The 19,956-nt window shown below is 43.4% G+C and carries 20 protein-coding genes; 16 read left to right on the forward strand and 4 right to left on the reverse strand.

All coding sequences use genetic code 11. The annotated features are described in order from the left end of the window. Positions 1 to 177 precede the first annotated feature (177 nt). From AAEY80_RS07310 to AAEY80_RS07320, 3 genes are all read right to left on the reverse strand, one after another. Complete coding sequence (locus AAEY80_RS07310; protein WP_025651444.1) at positions 178 to 996, reverse strand: metal ABC transporter permease; 819 nt, start codon at positions 994 to 996, stop codon at positions 178 to 180. 76 nt (positions 997 to 1,072) lie between these two features. Then, the gene (locus AAEY80_RS07315; protein ID WP_025651443.1) at positions 1,073 to 1,870 is read right to left on the reverse strand and encodes a metal ABC transporter ATP-binding protein; all 798 of its coding nucleotides are present in this window, start codon (positions 1,868 to 1,870) and stop codon (positions 1,073 to 1,075) included. A gap of 107 nt (positions 1,871 to 1,977) precedes the next feature. Then, positions 1,978 to 2,514, reverse strand: coding sequence for a Fur family transcriptional regulator (locus AAEY80_RS07320; protein WP_025651442.1), 537 nt, complete (start codon positions 2,512 to 2,514; stop codon positions 1,978 to 1,980). Between the two features lie 118 nt (positions 2,515 to 2,632). Between AAEY80_RS07320 and AAEY80_RS07325 the strand changes: the two genes are divergently transcribed. The 13 genes from AAEY80_RS07325 to AAEY80_RS07385 all read left to right on the forward strand — a co-directional run bounded on the left by AAEY80_RS07325 (position 2,633) and on the right by AAEY80_RS07385 (position 15,934). Next, positions 2,633 to 3,517 carry a metal ABC transporter solute-binding protein, Zn/Mn family gene (locus AAEY80_RS07325; RefSeq protein ID WP_227675041.1) on the forward strand — a complete coding sequence of 295 codons (885 nt, stop codon included), beginning with the start codon at positions 2,633 to 2,635 and terminating at the stop codon, positions 3,515 to 3,517. Between the two features lie 291 nt (positions 3,518 to 3,808). Further along, entirely contained in the window at positions 3,809 to 4,207 is a 399-nt protein-coding gene (locus AAEY80_RS07330; RefSeq protein ID WP_350588130.1) for an ATP synthase subunit I, read from the forward strand. 736 nt (positions 4,208 to 4,943) lie between these two features. Continuing rightward, positions 4,944 to 5,810 carry a F0F1 ATP synthase subunit A gene (gene atpB / locus AAEY80_RS07335; protein ID WP_350588131.1) on the forward strand — a complete coding sequence of 289 codons (867 nt, stop codon included), beginning with the start codon at positions 4,944 to 4,946 and terminating at the stop codon, positions 5,808 to 5,810. 33 nt (positions 5,811 to 5,843) lie between these two features. Further along, positions 5,844 to 6,092: a F0F1 ATP synthase subunit C gene (gene atpE, locus AAEY80_RS07340; RefSeq protein WP_010197960.1), complete on the forward strand. Its 249-nt coding sequence runs from the start codon at positions 5,844 to 5,846 to the stop codon at positions 6,090 to 6,092. 117 nt (positions 6,093 to 6,209) lie between these two features. Further along, entirely contained in the window at positions 6,210 to 6,680 is a 471-nt protein-coding gene (locus tag AAEY80_RS07345) for a F0F1 ATP synthase subunit B (RefSeq protein WP_173240358.1), read from the forward strand. A gap of 13 nt (positions 6,681 to 6,693) precedes the next feature. Continuing rightward, positions 6,694 to 7,317, forward strand: a complete 624-nt coding sequence (locus tag AAEY80_RS07350; RefSeq protein ID WP_101211244.1) for a F0F1 ATP synthase subunit delta — start codon at positions 6,694 to 6,696, stop codon at positions 7,315 to 7,317. Positions 7,318 to 7,410: 93 nt separating this feature from the next. Next, positions 7,411 to 8,955 carry a F0F1 ATP synthase subunit alpha gene (gene atpA, locus AAEY80_RS07355; RefSeq protein ID WP_201566423.1) on the forward strand — a complete coding sequence of 515 codons (1,545 nt, stop codon included), beginning with the start codon at positions 7,411 to 7,413 and terminating at the stop codon, positions 8,953 to 8,955. A 226-nt stretch (positions 8,956 to 9,181) separates the two neighbouring features. Beyond that, positions 9,182 to 10,063 carry a F0F1 ATP synthase subunit gamma gene (atpG, locus tag AAEY80_RS07360; RefSeq protein WP_101211242.1) on the forward strand — a complete coding sequence of 294 codons (882 nt, stop codon included), beginning with the start codon at positions 9,182 to 9,184 and terminating at the stop codon, positions 10,061 to 10,063. 38 nt (positions 10,064 to 10,101) lie between these two features. Continuing rightward, positions 10,102 to 11,535, forward strand: coding sequence for a F0F1 ATP synthase subunit beta (gene atpD, locus AAEY80_RS07365; RefSeq protein WP_201617077.1), 1,434 nt, complete (start codon positions 10,102 to 10,104; stop codon positions 11,533 to 11,535). A 93-nt stretch (positions 11,536 to 11,628) separates the two neighbouring features. Continuing rightward, the gene (locus AAEY80_RS07370; protein WP_021812807.1) at positions 11,629 to 12,045 is read left to right on the forward strand and encodes a F0F1 ATP synthase subunit epsilon; all 417 of its coding nucleotides are present in this window, start codon (positions 11,629 to 11,631) and stop codon (positions 12,043 to 12,045) included. Between the two features lie 776 nt (positions 12,046 to 12,821). Beyond that, positions 12,822 to 13,538, forward strand: a complete 717-nt coding sequence (locus AAEY80_RS07375) for a response regulator (RefSeq protein ID WP_021812806.1) — start codon at positions 12,822 to 12,824, stop codon at positions 13,536 to 13,538. A gap of 367 nt (positions 13,539 to 13,905) precedes the next feature. Continuing rightward, positions 13,906 to 15,594: an ATP-binding protein gene (locus tag AAEY80_RS07380; RefSeq protein ID WP_350588132.1), complete on the forward strand. Its 1,689-nt coding sequence runs from the start codon at positions 13,906 to 13,908 to the stop codon at positions 15,592 to 15,594. 160 nt (positions 15,595 to 15,754) lie between these two features. After that, positions 15,755 to 15,934, forward strand: a complete 180-nt coding sequence (locus AAEY80_RS07385; RefSeq protein WP_025651493.1) for a hypothetical protein — start codon at positions 15,755 to 15,757, stop codon at positions 15,932 to 15,934. A 45-nt stretch (positions 15,935 to 15,979) separates the two neighbouring features. Here the strand turns inward: AAEY80_RS07385 and AAEY80_RS07390 are convergent, their stop codons facing one another. Then, positions 15,980 to 17,497 (reverse strand): ATP-binding protein, encoded by a 1,518-nt coding sequence (locus AAEY80_RS07390; RefSeq protein ID WP_350588133.1) that lies wholly within the window; start codon positions 17,495 to 17,497, stop codon positions 15,980 to 15,982. Positions 17,498 to 17,983: 486 nt separating this feature from the next. Between AAEY80_RS07390 and rpsP the strand changes: the two genes are divergently transcribed. The 3 genes from rpsP (at position 17,984) to trmD (ending at position 19,878) form a co-directional block, all read left to right on the forward strand. Next, the gene (rpsP, locus tag AAEY80_RS07395) at positions 17,984 to 18,253 is read left to right on the forward strand and encodes a 30S ribosomal protein S16 (RefSeq protein ID WP_025651495.1); all 270 of its coding nucleotides are present in this window, start codon (positions 17,984 to 17,986) and stop codon (positions 18,251 to 18,253) included. A gap of 173 nt (positions 18,254 to 18,426) precedes the next feature. Beyond that, complete coding sequence (gene rimM / locus AAEY80_RS07400) at positions 18,427 to 18,960, forward strand: ribosome maturation factor RimM (protein WP_025651496.1); 534 nt, start codon at positions 18,427 to 18,429, stop codon at positions 18,958 to 18,960. A gap of 147 nt (positions 18,961 to 19,107) precedes the next feature. Then, on the forward strand, positions 19,108 to 19,878 hold the full coding sequence (gene trmD / locus AAEY80_RS07405) for a tRNA (guanosine(37)-N1)-methyltransferase TrmD (protein WP_201578066.1): 771 nt from the start codon (positions 19,108 to 19,110) through the stop codon (positions 19,876 to 19,878). Positions 19,879 to 19,956 lie beyond the last annotated feature (78 nt).

The raw sequence follows: 19,956 nt of genomic DNA on the forward strand, positions 1-19,956 counted from the left end.
CGTCTATTTATCATTAATAACAGCATTCTACTAACTATCGCGCTAATAGCATCAGGGAAAGTTTATATCATAAAGCGAATGAAAGCTCTAGCATATTGATGAAATAAAGTTGGATAAAGGGATAATGATTCGCTAAAGACTATAGAAGTCTCTACTACAAAGTTTTAAAGAGCCTCTCTACTGGCGCATCGTCCAAAATTTTGCCGTTAGCACCTTTGATAAAATCAGCGCTACAAAGAATAAAATAGCCAATATCAGTACGATAGACAGACCAGTTTGAATATCTAGCCAAATACTGCCCCAAACACCTAGCGTCACGCCAAGCTGAGCGATAAGCAGCGCGATAACCACCATTTGCTTTGGCGATGCTGACCATAAACGTGCCGTTAAAGCCGGTAGTACCAGCAAGCCACTGATTAATAAGCTACCCACCGCTTGCAGGGCAATGGCACAAAACCCTGCCAATAAACCCATAAAAAATAGCCGCTGGCGTGTTGGGTTGACGCCTTGAATCCGTGCTAACGCTTCGTGAGTAGCAAGCTTAATTTGTGCAGGCCAAATATAGGCGAGTAAACCTAATCCTACCAGTACACTACCGCCTATTAAGGGTAAGTCTGCCCAATCAAGCTCGAGCAAATTACCAAACAAAAACCCCAGCACGTTGGCTTGCTGATCGGTCAGTTGGGTCAGCGCTAACAGCCCCAAGCACAGCAGCGACACCGCAACCACCGCCAGTACGGAATCGACGGGCAAACGCTCATCATCTATGAGCACGAGTCCTAGTACCACTATCACGCTCACCAAAGCAATACCAATGCCCATGGGCAACTGCCACCACACGGCCAAGGCCACGCCTAGCAAAGTACCATGCGCCAAGGCATCGGCAAAAAATGCCATGCGTCGCCACAATACCAAACAACCGAGGGGCGCTGATAGCAGTGCTAAGATACTGCCAGCAATCCAAGCAGGCGCAATAATGGCTAACCAAGCACTCATAATGTGTATCCAATAAACGGTTTATAAAATAAAGATCGTAAAGCAGCTTTTTGCTTTGGTCGGTTGGTTTCGATGATTACAACTCGCTTGGCGCGTGATGTTCACAGGCGTGCGGCTGGTGGACATAAGGCTGCTCATAATGATGACCAAACAGCTTTTGAAACTCACTACTAATGGCAAGTTCGCTTGGTTGTCCCTCGCAGCAAATATGCTTATTTAGACAAATTACCCGTCGGCTGCCTTTCATTACCCAATGCAAATCGTGTGACACTACTAGCATGGCACAGCGTAAGAAATCTGGCAGCTCATCAATGAACTGATAAAGCCAAACTTCGGTATCAGGATCAAGTCCTTGCATCGGCTCATCTAGAATCAATAAATTGGGCTTATCTAGCAAGGCACGGGCCAATAGAACTCGCTGCGTTTCACCACCTGACAGGTGCAACATCTGCCGTGATAGCAAGTGCGTCAATGATAAATTATCAAAGATAAACTGGCGTTGCTCAGCCGTTAAGCGTTTCTTATCGGCCTGCGCCAATAAGTCGCAGACTCGTAATGGCAATATCGGCGGTACCGCAAAGCGCTGCGGCACATAGCCAAGCTGTAACTGATGATGGGGCGTCATTTGCCCTTTAGTTGGCTCAATCAACCCTAAAATAAGCTTAACCAACGTCGATTTACCAGCGCCATTTGGCCCAATAAGACTGACTGTCTCGTTAACGGCAATATCGATATTAATATGTGATAACAAGCGTTGCGAACCAATGTCATAGCTGATATCGCTTAAGCTCAGCAGCTGGTTAGTTTGGCTGGTCTTATTATCCAGACTAATAGAGGCAGACGATTGCTCTGATGATGAAGTGGGTAGGCTCATAGGCTAGTGACTAATATATTGGTAAATGATAAATGGCTGAATACTTAATGCTAAATACTGAATAATAAGTACCTAGATCAGTACTTAATAAAAAAATACAGCAAGCTTTACTGGCATGCTTGGCAACGACCACTGAGCTCAATGACGCTACGAGCGACGATAAAGCCCACATCTTGCTCCGCAAAGCTCATCATTTCTTGTACTGGTAAGCTGCTACATTCTTGCACCCGCTGGCACTGATCGCAGATTAAAAATGCGGCAGTATGCTGGGCGCGTGGGTGACAGCAGGGCACATAAGCATTGATGGAGGTCAGTTGATGTATCAAACCTTCGCTCAACAAAAACTCCAAGCTGCGATAAACCGTCGGCGGTGCGACGTTTTTTGGCGTCTGATTGGTGAGAGCCGAATCTTGTGTATCCGGTTCTGACAAGCGCATTTGCTGCAATTGCGTGATCAAGTCGTAAGCACCAACCGGCTTATTGGCAGCCAATACTAACTGATATATCTGCTGGCGCAGTAGCGTAAAGCGTACACCACTTATGCGGCATTGTTCTTTTGCCGCCGTCAAGCGCTCGGTTACATCATGCGCGGTGAAGTGTTGCACATCATGCAAATGTTCGCATGTCGATGAAGTAGTGGACATAGGACAAACTCCTAAAAAATATGACGCCTTTTTATGATGGCGTTTTTCATTGTTATAGTATAACATAATGAAATACAAAACAGGCAAGTCGCCTTCACTTAATAATAAAGACCCTACTATGAATGTATTTTTCAGCTATTTTTTACGCTCATTCATTATACTACAACGATTGCTCATTACTGGGATAGTCGCGTTAAGCTGCTTGACGTTAAGCGCTCAAGCAGCCACCGTTAGTGTGAGTAATTATCCATTATTCTTGTTGAGTCAAGCTGTGACTGATGGTGCGCCGCCTGCCAAGCAATTATTGCAAGCAGGGGAGGTGGGGCATCACGGCAGTATTAGTCCGGGCGACATAAAAGCCATTCAAGACAGCAAGTTTGTGGTATGGTTTGGCGAGCCACTAGAGAACAATCTGGCCGCCAGTCTCAATAGCGCGCCCAATGCCATTGCCTTATTCAAGTTTGACGCCTTTAACCGTCATCCACTGCGCGATATCAAAGGCAAGCCTATCGCTGGCACGCTAGATCCACATATTTGGCTCGATCCTCAAAATGCCAAAGCCATCACCCGTGCGCTGGCGGTGATTCATAGCCATGCCAATCCTGAGTATAAAAAGCTCTATCATGCCAATGCGCAAAAATTTGCCCAGCGACTGGATAAAGAAGTGCTTGCCACAAAGCAGAGCACAGCGTCAAAAATATTGCCTTATTGGGCATATCACGATGCCTATCAGTATATGGAGGACAGCTTAAAGCTACAGCTCATCGGCAGTCTTAGCACCGATCACCATTTAGCGCCAAAAGCCAGTCAGTTGCGCTGGCTAAATGAGCAGCGTCCTGCCAAACAAATGTGTTTGGTTAGTCCAAGTGCACCCGCTAAAGGGTTGCTCGCTAAGCTACAACCGGTAAAGAGTACCGTGCAAGCTGAAGACATGAGTAACAGTCAAGACTTTGTTAGCGGCTGGCAGACGATGGCGCAGCAAATCCGTCAATGTATCGCATAGCTATTTTTAGCCCACTTAGACTGTTATCAGTTGAATGGAGGACATGCCATAGCTAGGCTTTACTAAGTTTTTAGAGGGAGCGTTAGCGCTAAACAATCAAATGCTTGATAAGACGCATATTTTACTTGCTAATCGCGCGCGCGCTCCCTATAATAAGTGGCGTTTTATTTTGGTTAAAAGGCAACGTCTGTATAGTGACTTTTCATGCATAAAGTGGTCATGGATAAACTGGTCACGGATAAAATCGTGGCAAATATGCGACATTATCCCAATACTATAGGATAGCTGCTGATGACCAAGCCTGCCAAACGCACGCAAAAAGATGAGATTGGCATCTACCTGAAACGCCAAGCATGGATTTTATTTATCCTGATTATTATTGGTTGGGTAGTAGATGTGACCTGGCTCTACAGTGGGCTGATAGTAGCAAAAAGTACCGCGATCGGTGCGCTACTTAGTTATGCCACACAAGCCGTCTTTGCAAATTTTATCTTTTGGCATACTGGATATCGCGCGCGCCGGCATATTGTCAGCCAGCTATATCGAGGTCAGATGGTCAAATGGCTACTGACAGTGTTTGGTTTCGCACTAATTTTTATTACCGTACAACCCCTAGCAGCGCCTGCGTTGTTCATCGGTTTTATGGTAATGCAAATTAGTCACAGTTGGATGTTGTGGCACATACGCTAGTACTCTTTACGATCAGTATTGACGTGAGTAAGTATCTATTAGCGTTAGATAAGTCATCCTGCCGTCCAACTTCTCTATGGCTAGCTTCACAAAGCCAAAAGAATGACAAATAACTGATTTGACGTTAAGGTATGGACTTATAAGTTACTGCTATAAGTCGTTGAAATTACCGTAAAAGGTAAAAATAGTGTTATAGATAATAGATAGTTTGGTTAATTGCTATTACTTATAATTTTATTTTTACATTTTAACGAATGATGCAAACCCATGCCACCAAAGGTCAATAGCCGCTAACTGGTTCATACAGCGGATAAAAAAGTCATAATAGACTTTACACGAATACAACGCTGCATTAATATAGGCAGCTAACTGCTTTGTTTCTGGACGCCATATTGAGCGTTTGCCTGAAAAGATCGGCAGAAGCAGACACCTATTCGATATAAACATTAAAGGGCTATTAATGAATAATCATAAGCCCTTTTTTGATAGCTAAAATTTATCCATGACTATCAAATTGAGCCGCCGCAATAAAAAAATTGGTTATTCCGCTTAATTATTTAAGAATAACAGAGTAGTTATAGAGCTATGGGTTGGATGTTATTGGTTACATGAGCGTGTTAGCATGATTCATTTGCCTGCTTTGTTACAAGGCAGATAGACATACTACAATCTCATCAGATGACAACCATATTTTTTGGTAGTTGATTAAATCGTTGATTAATAAGAAGCTTACATTATGGCATCCGAGCAAGCATCATCAGAATATATCTCTCACCACTTAACGAATTGGACGTACGGCTATCTGCCGGGCGAAGGTTGGAAAGTTGCCTATACTGCTGAAGAAGCAGGGTTAATGGGTTTTAAAGCTATCCATCTTGATTCCATGTTATTGTCAATCGGTCTGGGTATTTTATTTTGTGCCATCTTTTGGATGGTTGCCAAAAAAGTTACTTCAGGCGTTCCCGGCAAAACTCAAGCAGCGGTTGAGATGATCGTTGAGTTTGTTGATAACAACGTTCGCGATTCTTATAGTGGTACGTCAAAATTGATTGCGCCGCTAGCGTTGACCATTTTTGTGTGGATTTTCTTGATGAACTTGATGGATTTATTGCCTATCGACTTCATTCCAAGTCTAGCAGGTCAAGTTGGCGCTGCGATGGGTCATGATCCACATCACGTGTTCTTCAAGATTGTACCAACGACTGACCCTAATATCACCCTAGGCATGTCATTTTCTGTCTTTGCGTTGATTATTTACTACAGTATTAAAGAAAAAGGGTTGGGTGGTTTTATCGGTGAGTTAACACTGCATCCGTTTAGCGCCAAAAACCCTATCGTACAAATTATTTTAATACCCATCAACTTTATCTTAGAGTTTGTTACTTTGATAGCCAAGCCAATCTCTTTAGGTTTGCGACTATTCGGTAACATGTATGCTGGTGAGTTGATTTTCATACTGATTGCCCTAATGCCATTTTGGATTCAATGGGCGTTATCAGTACCGTGGGCTATTTTCCACATCTTAATTATTACACTTCAAGCGTTCGTATTTATGATGTTGACGATAGTTTATATGTCGCTTGCATCATCAACTGAACATTAATTAGACATTCAATAGGTAAATGAGGATACATCCATGGATCCAGTATTAGGTGGTTACACAGTTATCGCAGTAGCACTACTTATCGGTTTAGGTGCACTAGGCACAGGTATTGGTTTTGCTATTCTAGGTGGTAAATTCCTAGAAGGTGTTGCGCGTCAGCCAGAACTTGGTTCACAGTTGCAAACTCGTATGTTCATCGTAGCAGGTCTTCTTGATGCTATTCCGATGATCGGCGTTGGTATTGCTATGCTATTGTTGTTCGCTAACCCTCTAGCAGGTTAATCAGAAAGCTCAGTTGTAAATGTTTGGTAGTCGAATTTTGTATCTTAACCATAGCCAAAGTTTGGCTATCAAATATGATCAATGAAACTGATTTTTCATTAACAAAGAGGTGATCACGTGAATATCAATTCTACCCTCATCGGTCAAGCCATTGCTTTTGCAATCTTTGTGATGTTCTGCATGAAATTCGTGTGGCCACCACTTATCGGCGCTATTAATGACCGTCAGCGTAAAATTGCTGAAGGCTTAAATGCCGCAGAAAAAGCAAAAGCAGATTTGGCGACCGCGGAGCGAGATGTCCAGCAGGAGCTTGATCTTGCAAAGACCAAAGCTGCTGCTCTAATTGAGCAAGCGAACAAGAGCGCCAACCAGCTTGTTGAAGATGCCAAAACGCAAGCCCAAGTGGAAGGCGAGCGCATTCGTCAACAAGCGCAAGCGTCTATCGACCAAGAAATCAATCAAGCACGCGAATCATTGCGTGCCCAAGTTGCTGAACTGGCTGTACTTGGTGCAGAAAAGATTTTGCAAGACAAAGTCGATGTGCAAAAACATGCCAGTATGTTAGACCAACTGGCGGCGAAGCTGTAATTGTGAGGATAAAATGGCTGACTTATCAACCTTAGCACGACCGTACGCTAAAGCCGCGTTTGACTATGCCAATGAAAACGGGGTAGTAAATGAGTGGGAAAACTTCTTATTTATTGCCAGTACCATTGTTAATGACAAGTCATTCAGTACTTGGCTAGACAATCCAGCTGTTTCTGCTGAGCATAAGTCAGCTGCTTTGATCGATCTTTATGATACACAAGTAGCTAGCGCTGATGATTCTGCTTTTAAGCAGTTACTAGGTGAGGCCCAAGCGGCTCGCCCAGACAACAACGCCAGCTATCCAAAAGTATCAGTAGCACTTAGTAACTTCGTTAAACAGTTATCAGAACAAGAGCGTCTGGCACTGCTTCCTGAAGTTTATGCGCATTATCGCCGTCACAAGGCAACCAGCTTAAAGCAGCTTGATGCATACGTGACCTCTGCCTATCCATTGACCGATGCACAGCGTGACATGCTCCAAACACGTCTTGCCGCCTCGCTAAATGCTAGTGTGGTGATTCATGAGTCGGTTGATCCTAGTCTTTTGGCTGGCGCTACGATCAAAGTCGGTGACAAAATCATTGATGATTCGATGCGCGGCAAGTTACAACAGTTAAAAACACAGCTAACTGCCTAATGCCATTCATCAACGCAGCCGTATAAAAACTGCGTGATAGTAAGAGCATTTAAGTCAGTGGGCGGGTTATCATAAATTAAAGGAAACAAGGCAATGCAACAATTGAATCCAGCGGAAATCAGTAATCTGATTAAGCAGCGTATTCAAGACCTTGATGCGGGTGCAACTGCAAAGAATGAAGGCACGATTGTCAAAGTATCTGACGGTATCGTGCAGATTCATGGTCTTGAAGATGCCATGTACGGCGAAATGATTGAGTTTGAAGGTGAAATCTACGGAATGGCGCTTAACTTAGAGCGTGATTCTGTTGGTGCAGTAGTATTAGGCGACTTCCTAAAACTACAAGAAGGTCAAAAAGCCTATTGTACTGGTCGCATTTTGGAAGTACCCGTAGGTCCTGAGTTGCTAGGCCGTGTTGTTGATGCTTTGGGTAACCCTATTGATGGCAAAGGTCCTATCGATGCCAAGATGACTGATAAAGTCGAAAAAATCGCCCCAGGCGTTATCGACCGTCAATCAGTAGATCAGCCAGTAATGACTGGTTATAAAGCCGTTGATACCATGATTCCAATCGGTCGTGGTCAGCGTGAGCTTATCATTGGTGACCGTCAGACGGGTAAAACCGCAATGGCTATCGATGCGATCATCGCGCAGAAAGCTTCTGGCATTAAATGTGTATACGTCGCAATCGGTCAGAAACGTTCTACCATCGCGAACGTCGTACGTAAGCTTGAGCAGACTGGCGCATTAGAATATACCACGGTTGTGGTTGCATCAGCGTCAGAGCCTGCAGCACTTCAGTATATCGCACCGTACTCAGGTTGTACGATGGGCGAATACTTCCGTGACCGCGGCGAAGATGCACTGATTGTATTTGATGACTTATCAAAACAAGCGGTTGCTTATCGTCAAATCTCACTATTGCTACGTCGTCCGCCAGGTCGTGAAGCGTATCCTGGTGACGTATTCTATTTACACTCACGCCTACTTGAGCGTGCATCACGTGTAAACGCTGATTACGTAGAAAAGTTCACCAATGGTGAAGTGAAAGGTAAAACGGGTTCTTTAACTGCACTACCAATCATTGAAACACAAGCTGGTGATGTATCTGCATTCGTACCAACTAACGTGATTTCGATCACTGATGGTCAGATCTTCCTAGAGTCTAGTTTATTCGCCTCAGGTATCCGTCCAGCAGTAAACGCTGGTATCTCGGTATCTCGAGTTGGTGGTGCCGCTCAGACTAAGATTATCAAAAAGCTATCTGGTGGTATTCGTACCGCTCTAGCTCAGTATCGTGAACTAGCAGCATTCGCTCAGTTCGCATCAGATCTTGATGACGCAACTCGCGAGCAGCTAGATCATGGTGAGCGTGTGACTGAATTGATGAAGCAGAAGCAGTATCAGCCGATGTCAATCTCTGAGCAAGCAGCCGTTATCTATGCTTCAAACGAAGGCTTCTTAGCTGACGTACCTGTCGAAAAGATTGGTTCTTTCGAAGAAGCGTACCTACGTTATATGCATGATGAGCAAAGTGAATTGATGCGTGAGATTGATGACACTGCGAACTACAACGATGATATCGCAGGTCGTTTAAAGTCATCTTTAGAGACCTTTAAACAAAATCACAGTTATTAATTTAACGGGTTAAGCCGATTTGGTTACCGCTCTGATTCAGAGCGTATAAGGTGGCGCGTTGTCTGATAAGCATTTTGCTAAGACAGGCGCGCCATTGTGCTAACCATTGATGGTATTAGATCGCGTCATGCACAAGGTATAACGATTATTCTTTAAGATCGATGTTATATGTTAAATAATTGTCGCATGCGCCAATGCTTTTTAACCCTCTTATATTGGAATCATTATGGCAAGCTTAAAAGAGATACGTGCCAAAGTCACCAGTATTAAAAGCACCCAGAAAATTACTCGTGCTATGCAAATGGTAGCGGCAAGTAAAATGCGCCGTGCGCAAGAGCGCATGGAAGTGGGTCGCCCGTATGCTGATAGTATGCGCCGGGTTATTTCACATTTGGTGCATGCTTCATCAGACTACAAACATCCGTATATGGTATCGCGTCCAGTCAATAAGGTTGGCTATATTGTCATTACCTCTGACCGTGGCCTAGCGGGTGGTTTGAATGTAAACTTATTCAAAGCCTTATCTAAAAGTATCCAGCAATACCAAGACCAGTCTGTGCAAACTGAATTTGCAGCTATCGGCGCTAAAGGCGTAAGTTTTTTCAAAAACTTCGGCGGTAAAGTGACCTCAGCTGTGACCGATTATGGCGATAAACCAACGTTTGAGCAGTTGAATGCACCTGTGCAGGCGATGCTTGAGGATTATAGTAACGGTAATATCGACCGTATCTATGTGGTATATAACAAATTCGTTAATGCCATGACTCAAAAGCCAACGGTCAATCAGTTAGTACCGCTACCTGAGGGCTCATTTGGTGACGAAGAGAGCGGCATACAGACAGAACTTAGCTGGGATTATATATACGAGCCTGACATCAAGACGTTAATTGATGAATTGCTTGGTCGCTATATTGAGTCGATTGTTTATCAAGCGGTAATGGAAAACATTGCCTCTGAGCAGTCTTCACGTATGGTTGCGATGAAAGCGGCAACAGATAATGCTGGTGACCTTATTAACGATTTACAGTTGGTTTATAACAAGCTGCGTCAAGCGGCGATTACCCGAGAAATCTCGGAAATCGTTGGCGGTGCTGCTGCTGTTTCATAATTGACTACACCTATATATAGAAGTTCAAGGAGAACGCAATGAGTAGCGGTCGTATTGTACAGATTATTGGCGCGGTTCTTGACGTTGAGTTCAACCGTAATGAAGTTCCTCAAATTTTTGATGCCTTGCAAGTAGACGGTACCGAAACTACCCTAGAAGTACAGCAACAGCTGGGTGACGGTATTGTACGTACTATTGCAATGGGTTCAACCGAAGGTTTAAAGCGTAACCTACCTGTTACTAATACTGGTGCACCTATTTCTGTGCCTGTAGGTACTGGTACGCTAGGTCGCATCATGGATGTTCTTGGTCGTCCTATCGATGAAGAAGGTCCTGTTGTTGCTGACGAAAAATGGTCTATCCACCGTGAAGCGCCAAGCTACGCGGATCAGTCAAACAGCACTGAGCTACTAGAGACTGGTATTAAAGTTATCGATCTACTTTGCCCGTTTGCTAAAGGTGGTAAAGTTGGTCTGTTCGGCGGTGCCGGTGTTGGTAAAACCGTTAACATGATGGAGCTGATCAACAACATCGCTCTAAAACATGAAGGTTTGTCAGTATTTGCTGGTGTTGGTGAGCGTACTCGTGAAGGTAACGATTTCTATCACGAAATGCAGGAAGCTGGCGTCGTAAACACTGAAGACTTTAGTAAGTCTAAAGTAGCAATGGTATATGGCCAGATGAATGAGCCACCGGGTAACCGTTTACGTGTTGCACTGTCTGGTTTGACCATGGCTGAGTACTTCCGTGATACCAAAGATCCTGTTACTGGCAAAGGTCGTGATGTACTATTGTTTGTTGATAACATCTACCGTTATACACTAGCGGGTACAGAAGTATCAGCACTACTTGGTCGTATGCCATCAGCGGTTGGTTATCAGCCAACACTCGCTGAAGAGATGGGCTTACTACAAGAACGTATTACGTCAACTCAGTCAGGCTCTATTACTTCAGTTCAGGCGGTATACGTACCTGCGGATGATTTGACCGATCCATCACCTGCTACAACGTTTGCTCACTTGGATGCAACAGTTGTACTAAGCCGTGATATCGCATCACAAGGTATCTACCCTGCGGTTGATCCATTGGATTCAACATCACGTCAGCTAGATCCACAAGTAATCGGCGAAGAGCATTACAATGTTGCTCGTGGTGTTCAGGAAGTTCTACAGCGCTATAAAGAACTAAAAGACATCATCGCGATCTTGGGTATGGATGAGTTATCAGAAGAAGATAAACTGGTTGTTTATCGTGCTCGTAAGATTCAGCGCTTCTTGTCACAGCCATTCCACGTTGCTGAAGTCTTTACTGGTGCACCTGGTAAATATGTACCACTACGCGATACCATTGCCAGCTTTAAAGCAATCATTGCTGGTGAATACGACGATCTACCAGAGCAAGCATTCTACATGGCTGGTAGCATCGAAGAAGTAGTCGCCAAAGCAGAGAAAATGAAATCTACTGCAGCGTAAGTTGTGTTAGCAATCGCTAAACGGCAGGTAGGCTATAATAAGTCTATTTGCCAGTAGGTAACGCATCGCAGTTTTGATTGTAAGGAGTTAAGTATGGCAACGTTACAGTGTCGCGTCGTAAGTGCTCGTGAAGAGTTGTATTCAGGCGAAATTAGCATGTTAATAGCTACGGGTACCGAAGGCGAAATTGGTGTATTGCCAGGTCACACACCGCTTATTACTTTGCTAAAACCGGGTGCGATGCGAGTGCAAACACCAAACGGTGAAGAAGAAGTGATTTATGTCTCAGGCGGCGTGTTAGAAGTACAACCGAAGATGGTTACCGTGTTGGCTGATACTGCTATGCGTGCACATAACCTTGACGAAAGCAAAATCGTTGAAGCACGCAAAAAAGCTGAGCAAATGCTGGTCAATCAATCTGATACTGTACAAACCAATGCGGCATTAGCGTCATTGGCTGAATCAGTCGCCCAGCTGCAGACTATTCGTAAATATAAAAACCGCGCCTAGCACATTGTTACGCTTTAGTTTTTGTTATAAACATAAAAACAGTCCATGAGGGGCTGTTTTTTTATGCTTGTTCTTCTAATAGTTAGCTTTCTAGTAGTTAGCGTTTAATATTTGCCATAGCTCAGACATTTACTATAGTGAGTGAAAAGTAATATCAATACAGTACGCACTGCTGATATCAGTTTTTCTTGCTTGCTGTGCCTGCGCAGACAGAGGCTACAAAAAATTGATATCAGCAATACCGTCACGTTTTTAGGATATTTTGACTATATTTGAAAATCTCCTAAGTTATGCAATATTTATCAAAAACTAAATCGAAAACTAAACTGATTTTCATAAAATGATGGAAAAGTGACTAGCGGCAACGCTGATATATGGTTATATTAGAGAGTAGCAACCACATTTTTTATTTTAAAAGTCCAGCAGTTATTTGGCGTCATTCAATAACATTTAATGTTTGAGCTTTTAAAGCGTTGGTTCGATATAAGACCAGTAGAATGATTAAATAAATTTATCCTATGCCTTTTAAAGTTAGTAAAAGGTATAATTTTTGGACGCAAACTAACGTTTTAAATGACGTAGTTTATAGGTTTTGTTACTAACTATAAGCTATAGTATAGGAAGCTGTGTGTTTAATAGTATACTGTGCTACCAAGTTTGTAACCGTGTTACGGTCACTGCCTGTATTGGATTACAAATTGATTGAGTTACGATGCTATTAATTTACCGCTCTTATTTTCACCGCTTTTAAATAAGATGTATTAGAGGATATAACAATGACAACGAATGAAGAAGACAACACCCCCCGAATCTTGATTGTTGAGGATGACGAGCGCTTAGCCATGTTGACCCAAGATTACTTGGTTAAAAATGGTTTAGAAGTGGCAATTGAAACCGATGGTAATCGCGCCATTCGCCGTATTGTCAATGAACAACCAGATTTGGTCGTACTTGATGTCATGCTTCCTGGTAGCGATGGCTTGACGGTATGTCGTGAAGTACGTCCACACTATCAAAATCCTATTTTGATGCTGACCGCGCGCACAGAAGATATGGATCAGGTTTTGGGTCTTGAAATGGGCGCTGATGACTATGTCGCTAAGCCTGCACAGCCACGCGTATTGCTTGCCCGTATCCGTGCTTTACTACGCCGCTCAGAAAATGCGCCATCGGAAGATGTGCCGCAGCGTCTTGAGTTTGGTGAGTTGGTTATCGACAATGGCGGTCGCTCAGTGAACTTGGGTGACGAATTGGTTGATTTCACCAGTGCCGAATATGACTTATTATGGTTACTTGCGTCTAACGCTGGTCGTATCTTGTCACGCGAAGATATTTTTGAGCGTCTACGCGGTATCGAATATGACGGTCAAGATCGCTCAATCGACGTACGTATCTCACGTATTCGTCCAAAAATTGGTGATGATCCAGAAAATCCTAAACGCATCAAAACCGTGCGTAGTAAAGGTTATTTGTTCGTTAAAGAAGGCAATTAACAGCGAATTGTTAATGCAATTCTCTTTACTAAAATACTTTTTAATAAAAAACCAGCGTAAAGCTGGTTTTTTTATGGTCTAAATTTTAATTTTTAAACTTAAATGCTGCGTTATGTGGTTTAATTGAGCGATAATTATGGACGCTAGATTAATAGTATAGTGAGTGAAAAGTAATATCGATACATCACGCACTGCTAATATCAATTTTTCTTGCTTGCTGTGCCTGCGCAGACAGAGGCTACAAAAAATTGATATCAACAACACCGTAGCGTTTTTAGGATATTTTGATTATATGAGATAAATTGCGCAGCAAGAATTTCTCTTCTTCCTTTATCAATAATTTTTTATTAGGTTGGTCACGGCACGTATGTCATTAGTTTCTTCTCTTAAACACAGTATATTTGTTCGTATTTATGCTGGACTGCTCATTGTCTGTTTGTGTGTGGCATTATTTGCCCAGCTGTTGATGGATACGATCAATAAAGAACGCGTCCAATCTTACCGCGAAAACATGGCCACGGGTGCTTTTCATATCGTTGCTGAAGGCATTGCCCATCAAGAAAGCGAATCGCAGCGTGAATATTGGCTGTCTGATGCCAGTAGTTTATTTGGCGCAGAATTTAACATTGTGCCTATTAACGAGGTCGATTTTAATGCCAGTGAGCTGCGCCGTTTTGAAAAAGGCAACACCGTCGTTCGCTATGTTGCCCAGCCTATTTATGCCGATGTTTATTATCGCTTACCGGACAACGAGAGCGTTTTAACCGCACGTATCTCGCAAGTAACCGAGCAGCAAGTACGTGCCATCGCGGTATTTTTGCTTGATGATTTGTCCTATTACGCGACTTTATCCGATAAGCGTGCGCGTTTGGCTCAATTGGAAGAGAAGTTTTCTTTTCCATTAGAGTTTAGAGCGATCAATACTCTTAATTTAGACCCCGATCAAATGGCACGCTTGCGCCGCGATGAGGTCGTCATCTTATTACAAGATACCAATACCAGTAAAAGTAATTCGTCGATTAAAGTGGTCGTGCCGTCTGAAATCAATGATATGGCGATTTTAATCGGGCCGGTACCTTTGTTTAACTGGTTCCCGCTCAATCTGATTGTCAGTATGTTTTTGATCAGTATGTTTTTGATCAGCTTGGGCGTCTATGCACTTATTTTCCCACTTGAGCGTAAACTGCAGTTGATTCAAGTCGGTGTCAATGAGGTGAGTCAAGGTAACCTTGATATTCAAGTACAGGTCATTGGACAAGATGAAATTGCTCGTTTGTCAGCGACTTTTAATGCGATGACCGCGCATATTAAGCGTTTGATTGAGTCGCAGCGCGAGCTGACGCGCGCAGTATCGCATGAGCTGCGCACGCCAGTGGCACGTATACGCTTTGCCGTCGATATGTTGGCTGATACCGATGATGAAGACTCGCGGTTTATGCAGCGTGATTATATCGATGAGGATATTGAGTCGCTTAACGGTCTCATTGACGAGATTTTGACTTACGCTAAGCTAGAAGAAGGGTCACCAAAACTCGATCTAGAACCGGTAAATCTCAAAGAGTTGCTCGAACAGATTGAGCGTGAAACCAATGCCTTGGGCAAACCTATCAAGATAGTGACCAACTTGCCCAACGCTAAAGTAACGGCGGTTGCCGATAGACGTTATCTACACCGTGTCATTCAAAACCTTGCGGGTAATGCTTTACGCTATGCAGAAACCACGATTATCATCAGTGCGGGCATCAGAAAAGGCAACGCTTTCGTCAGTGTAGAGGATGATGGCCACGGTATTCCAGAAGCCGATCGCGAAAAAGTTTTTATCCCATTCTCACGCTTGGATGATAGCCGTACACGGGCATCTGGTGGCTATGGCTTAGGGCTGTCGATTGTGTCGCGTATTGCTTTTTGGTTTAATGGTAGTATGAAGGTCGATGAAAGCCGTGAGCTTGGTGGTGCCAGATTTGTCATGACATGGCCTATCAAACCCTTGACTCAAGTACTTGCCGCTGACCAGTTAACCCAAGAAAAGAGCGATCGTGATTTTGGCACTGAATAAGGTAAAATGCTATTTCATGTCCGCAGCATGAAAAATACTTTCGCCAGTACAAAACAGATTAAGCGCTCAATATATAACGGATTAAGTTGAGAAACATTGGTTTGAACAGCCAATTTTTAATATTCAGTCTTATAAGTTGGAAACTAGAGGAGGGCAGAGGATGCCATATTTATTTGGCGGTTTGGTAGTACTGAATGCGTTGACGCTGGGTTATTATTTATTCTTGCAGCAGCCAACCATGACTCAAACGCTAAAAGCCGCGCAGGATGACATTACTCAGCCATTAGCGTTTACTAATAGCGCTGCGTACATTCCCCCCGTTATCGGTGCGCGTGAATAATTGTCATTGCTTAAATAATGAGACAGTTAAATAGTTACAGCGACTTTAAAGACGATTTTGCCATCGTCTTTTTTCAGCTTCTTTATTAGGTATATGATCTGCCATTTTTGCTTTGTCTGAATGAGCTGCTTCTATATTTTCTGTTAGTGTTTGCTCTCCTGCCACTTTGGATAACAGGGGAATACGCACACAGACTTGTAGGCCGCCATCAGGATGATTGATGGCCTCAACCGTACCATGATGCAAGCGGGCGATACGATCAACAATAGCCAGACCTAGACCACTACCTTGCGTGGTTCGCGCTGTTTCACCACGTTCAAAGGGCTGCATGATGCGCTCTAATTGATCTTCTTCTACTCCATCACCGCAGTCCCGTACACATATCATCAGCTGCTCTTGGGCTTGCTTATTAACTTCATTTTCAGACACCACGTCGCTGTCTTCTACGTCAGCTGTTTCTATGAAAGTCGGCACGACCGTTGCTGATAAATAAATAGGCGGCTTGCCATAACGATTGGCATTGTTGACCAGATTAATGACCAAGCGCTTAATGGATAAAGGACGCACTGGCACAACCTTGTGACAATCCGATTGATAAATAAATTCCATGGGCGCGAATTGCACCATAATTTCATTAAATATAGTGTCCAAATTGGTCAGGTGCACTGGCTCATCGGAACCGTCTTTCATAAATGAGATAAACTGCTCCAAAATGGCATCCATATCCTCAATGTCATAAATCAACCCTTCACGAAAAAAATCGTCCGGTAGCATTTCAGCGGTCAAGCGCATACGAGTCAACGGTGTACGCAGGTCATGTGAGATACCAGCAAGCATGATGGTACGTTCTTTTTGCGCTTGATTGAGCGTGGTAAATAAGCGGTTGAATGCCATATTTACCTGACGTATCTCTGTAGGCCCTTTTTGCGTTGGTAAGGATGTTGCGTGACCCAGTCGAATATAGTTGGTGGCCGCACGCTGTAAATACCTTAAAGGACGGTTTAATTGCCGTGCTAACAAAATAATGGTTAGCAGCGATAATATAGGTAATCCAATGAGGAATAGTACTAACAATCCTGGACTATATTGCGAATAATAAACCACGGGTTCGCGAATCCAAAAACTGGTGTCACGACTGTCTTGTACCCACAGCTGCGGGGTTGGTTTGAACTTGAAATACACTTCCACTGGTCGACCTAACTGTGCCCCTATTTCGCGTTGTAATACATCGGTAAAAACACCCGCAAAGGCTTTATCTGCTACTTGCGGGAAGTCACTGGGGTTATCAACCACCACCACGTGCGAATGCTGATATATCCATTGCCGCACCTCGGGGCTATCCTGCCAGTCTTTATTGACGCTATTCATCAAACGTAGCTCGCTGGTCAGATAGCGCGCATGATTTTTGAGCTCTGGCAAATAAAGACTGCGCCAAAAGAACACAATCGATAAGCCGACACTGATAATGACAATAAAAGCCACCATTAAGGTAGTCAGCCAACTGTTGGAATAAGAGCGTGGCAACCAACCTTTACGAGGTATTTTAGGGTTTGGGGTGGTCATATGCATCCAAGGTATAGATAAATAATAGGGTGATAAAATAGTGCCACGTCACAAAAACTGTAGCTCGTTTAGATTATCAAGTAAGCAAGCACATTGCTGGCGTTACGGTCTATTGTATACTGTTTTTATTGGGCTGTTATGAGTAGAAATAGAGCAGCACAATCAAGTAATCAAGTTACATGGATTTACTATGCACAATTTGAACACTTTGATTTGGCTAAGTCGTCCAAAATCACAACCTCACTAAGTACGATCTATAAAAGCTAGTTTTAATATTTTAGTTTTAATATTTTAGCGATTTGATACGGTCAGAAGCAGGGTATTAAGACTTTATAATCATGGGCAATTATTAATTTCAATTTACATACAAGCATATTTAAGCTATTGTTAATAAATAATTAAATAAGCATAGTTTATGTTTTCAATAAAATAAGACTGTGCTATAATTATGCCCTTTTTGGTATACCTGCGAAAGAGAGAATTCACATGGTTGTTATTCGTTTAGCACGGGGCGGTGCCAAGAAACGCCCATTTTATCAAGTAGTTGTTGCTGATCAACGCCGCGCGCGTGACGGTCGCTACATTGAAAACATCGGCTTTTTTAACCCACTCGCTAAAGAGTCTGAAGAAGCAGTACGTCTGAACATGGAAGCGTACAATGCGTGGATCGCCAAAGGTGCACAACCTTCTGATCGCGTTGCTTCATTAGCAAAAGCTTACAACAAGTCTACAGCTCAAACTGAAGCAACTGCTTAAGTTTTTCTTGCTGTTACTGAAATGCTGATAGTGTGATTATGTGCATAGCTCAGTAGACTTTAGAAGATATAGCGTAACTGGTCTGACCAGGGTGCGCGATTAACTGTTTATCGCTTTTGATTGCGTTTATCGCTTTTGATTGAAATGTTTTAATCATTGTTAGGTTAGCCGTTATGTCATCTATTCCAAACGCTAGTGCTCTTATGAAAATCGGTCAGCTTAAAAAGCCTTATGGCATCAAAGGTTGGCTTTGGGTATTTAGCGATACGGATGATCGTACGGCCATATTCGCCATGCAGCCGTGGTGGATGAAAACCGCTACTGGCATGAAACCTCTGACTGTGAAAGCTTGGCGTGAACAAGGCACAGGAATCGTGGCTCAATTTGAGCAGGTTCCTGATCGCAATGTTGCGGAGACTATGAATGGGGTAACCCTTTGGGTCGAGCAAGACGTCTTGCCAGAAACAGCGGAAGATGAATATTATTGGTCGGATTTGGTCAGCTTGCGCGTGATGAACGAGCAAGATGAGTATCTAGGCAATATCGCTGAAATGTTTGAAACCGGTGCCCATGACATCATGCGCGTGGCGCCTAATTCAGACAGTTTAGATAAAGAAGAACGCCTGATTCCATGGCATAAGCAAACCGTGATGCAGGTCGATATGACTGCGAAAACGGTGCTTGTGGCATGGCCAAGTGATTATTAATAATAAGCAATAATTAATCAGTAATGGTTAATAAGGTCTTATTAAGACAAGCTTTGCTGATATAAGTTTCGGCTTTATCGCTGAGCATCGTTAATAGTTACACCGATTCATTTAGCTTTTATTAGCCATTGTGCAAGTAGACATCAGATGTATTTTGCCGTCATTAGTATTTTTCCTGAGATGTTTGCTACGATTCGTGAGTTTGGTATCACGGGTCGGGCAGTCACACAGGAGCAAGTGACGATTGAATGTATCAACCCGCGTGATTATACCACTGATAACTACCGCCGTATTGATGAACGCCCGTATGGTGGCGGTCCTGGGATGGTGATGATGGCTGAGCCATTATCAATAGCTATCGAGGATGCGCGCTTGCGAGCGGGTCAACATGGCTGCCGTGTCGACAGTGAGCATTGTCCGGTGATTTATATGTCGCCACAAGGACAGACGCTTAGCGAAAGTAGTGTGGTCAGTATGACTGAGTATGATGGCATGATTATATTATGTGGTCGTTACGAAGGTATTGACGAGCGCTTACTGGCGCAGTATGTCGACTTGGAAGTGTCGTTGGGTGATTACGTATTGACTGGTGGTGAGCTGCCAGCCATGGTGATGATGGATAGTGTGATACGTCGTCTGCCTGATATTATGGGTGATGATCAATCAGCTGAGCAAGACTCGTTCGTCGATGGCTTGCTTGATTGTCCACACTATACCAAGCCGCATGAGTTTGCGGGTATGGCGGTTCCTGAAGTATTACTTTCAGGACATCATGCCAATATCGCTAAGTGGCGCTTTAGTCAGCAAGTCAGTCGCACGCAAGCGCGTCGTCCCGACTTATGGCAAGCGTTCACCCCAACAGTAGAGCAAGCGAAATGGCTAAAAGCATTGGCAAAAGCAGATAAAAAGCCACGTTAATAGCGGTCAAAAACATAAACAGTTAAGCAATAAAATTTTGAGCAATAATAAAACGAGTCATAGCATAATGGCCGTTGG

The sequence above is a fragment of the Psychrobacter sp. 78a-MNA-CIBAN-0178 genome, from assembly GCF_040309625.1.
Taxonomy (GTDB): domain Bacteria; phylum Pseudomonadota; class Gammaproteobacteria; order Pseudomonadales; family Moraxellaceae; genus Psychrobacter; species Psychrobacter okhotskensis.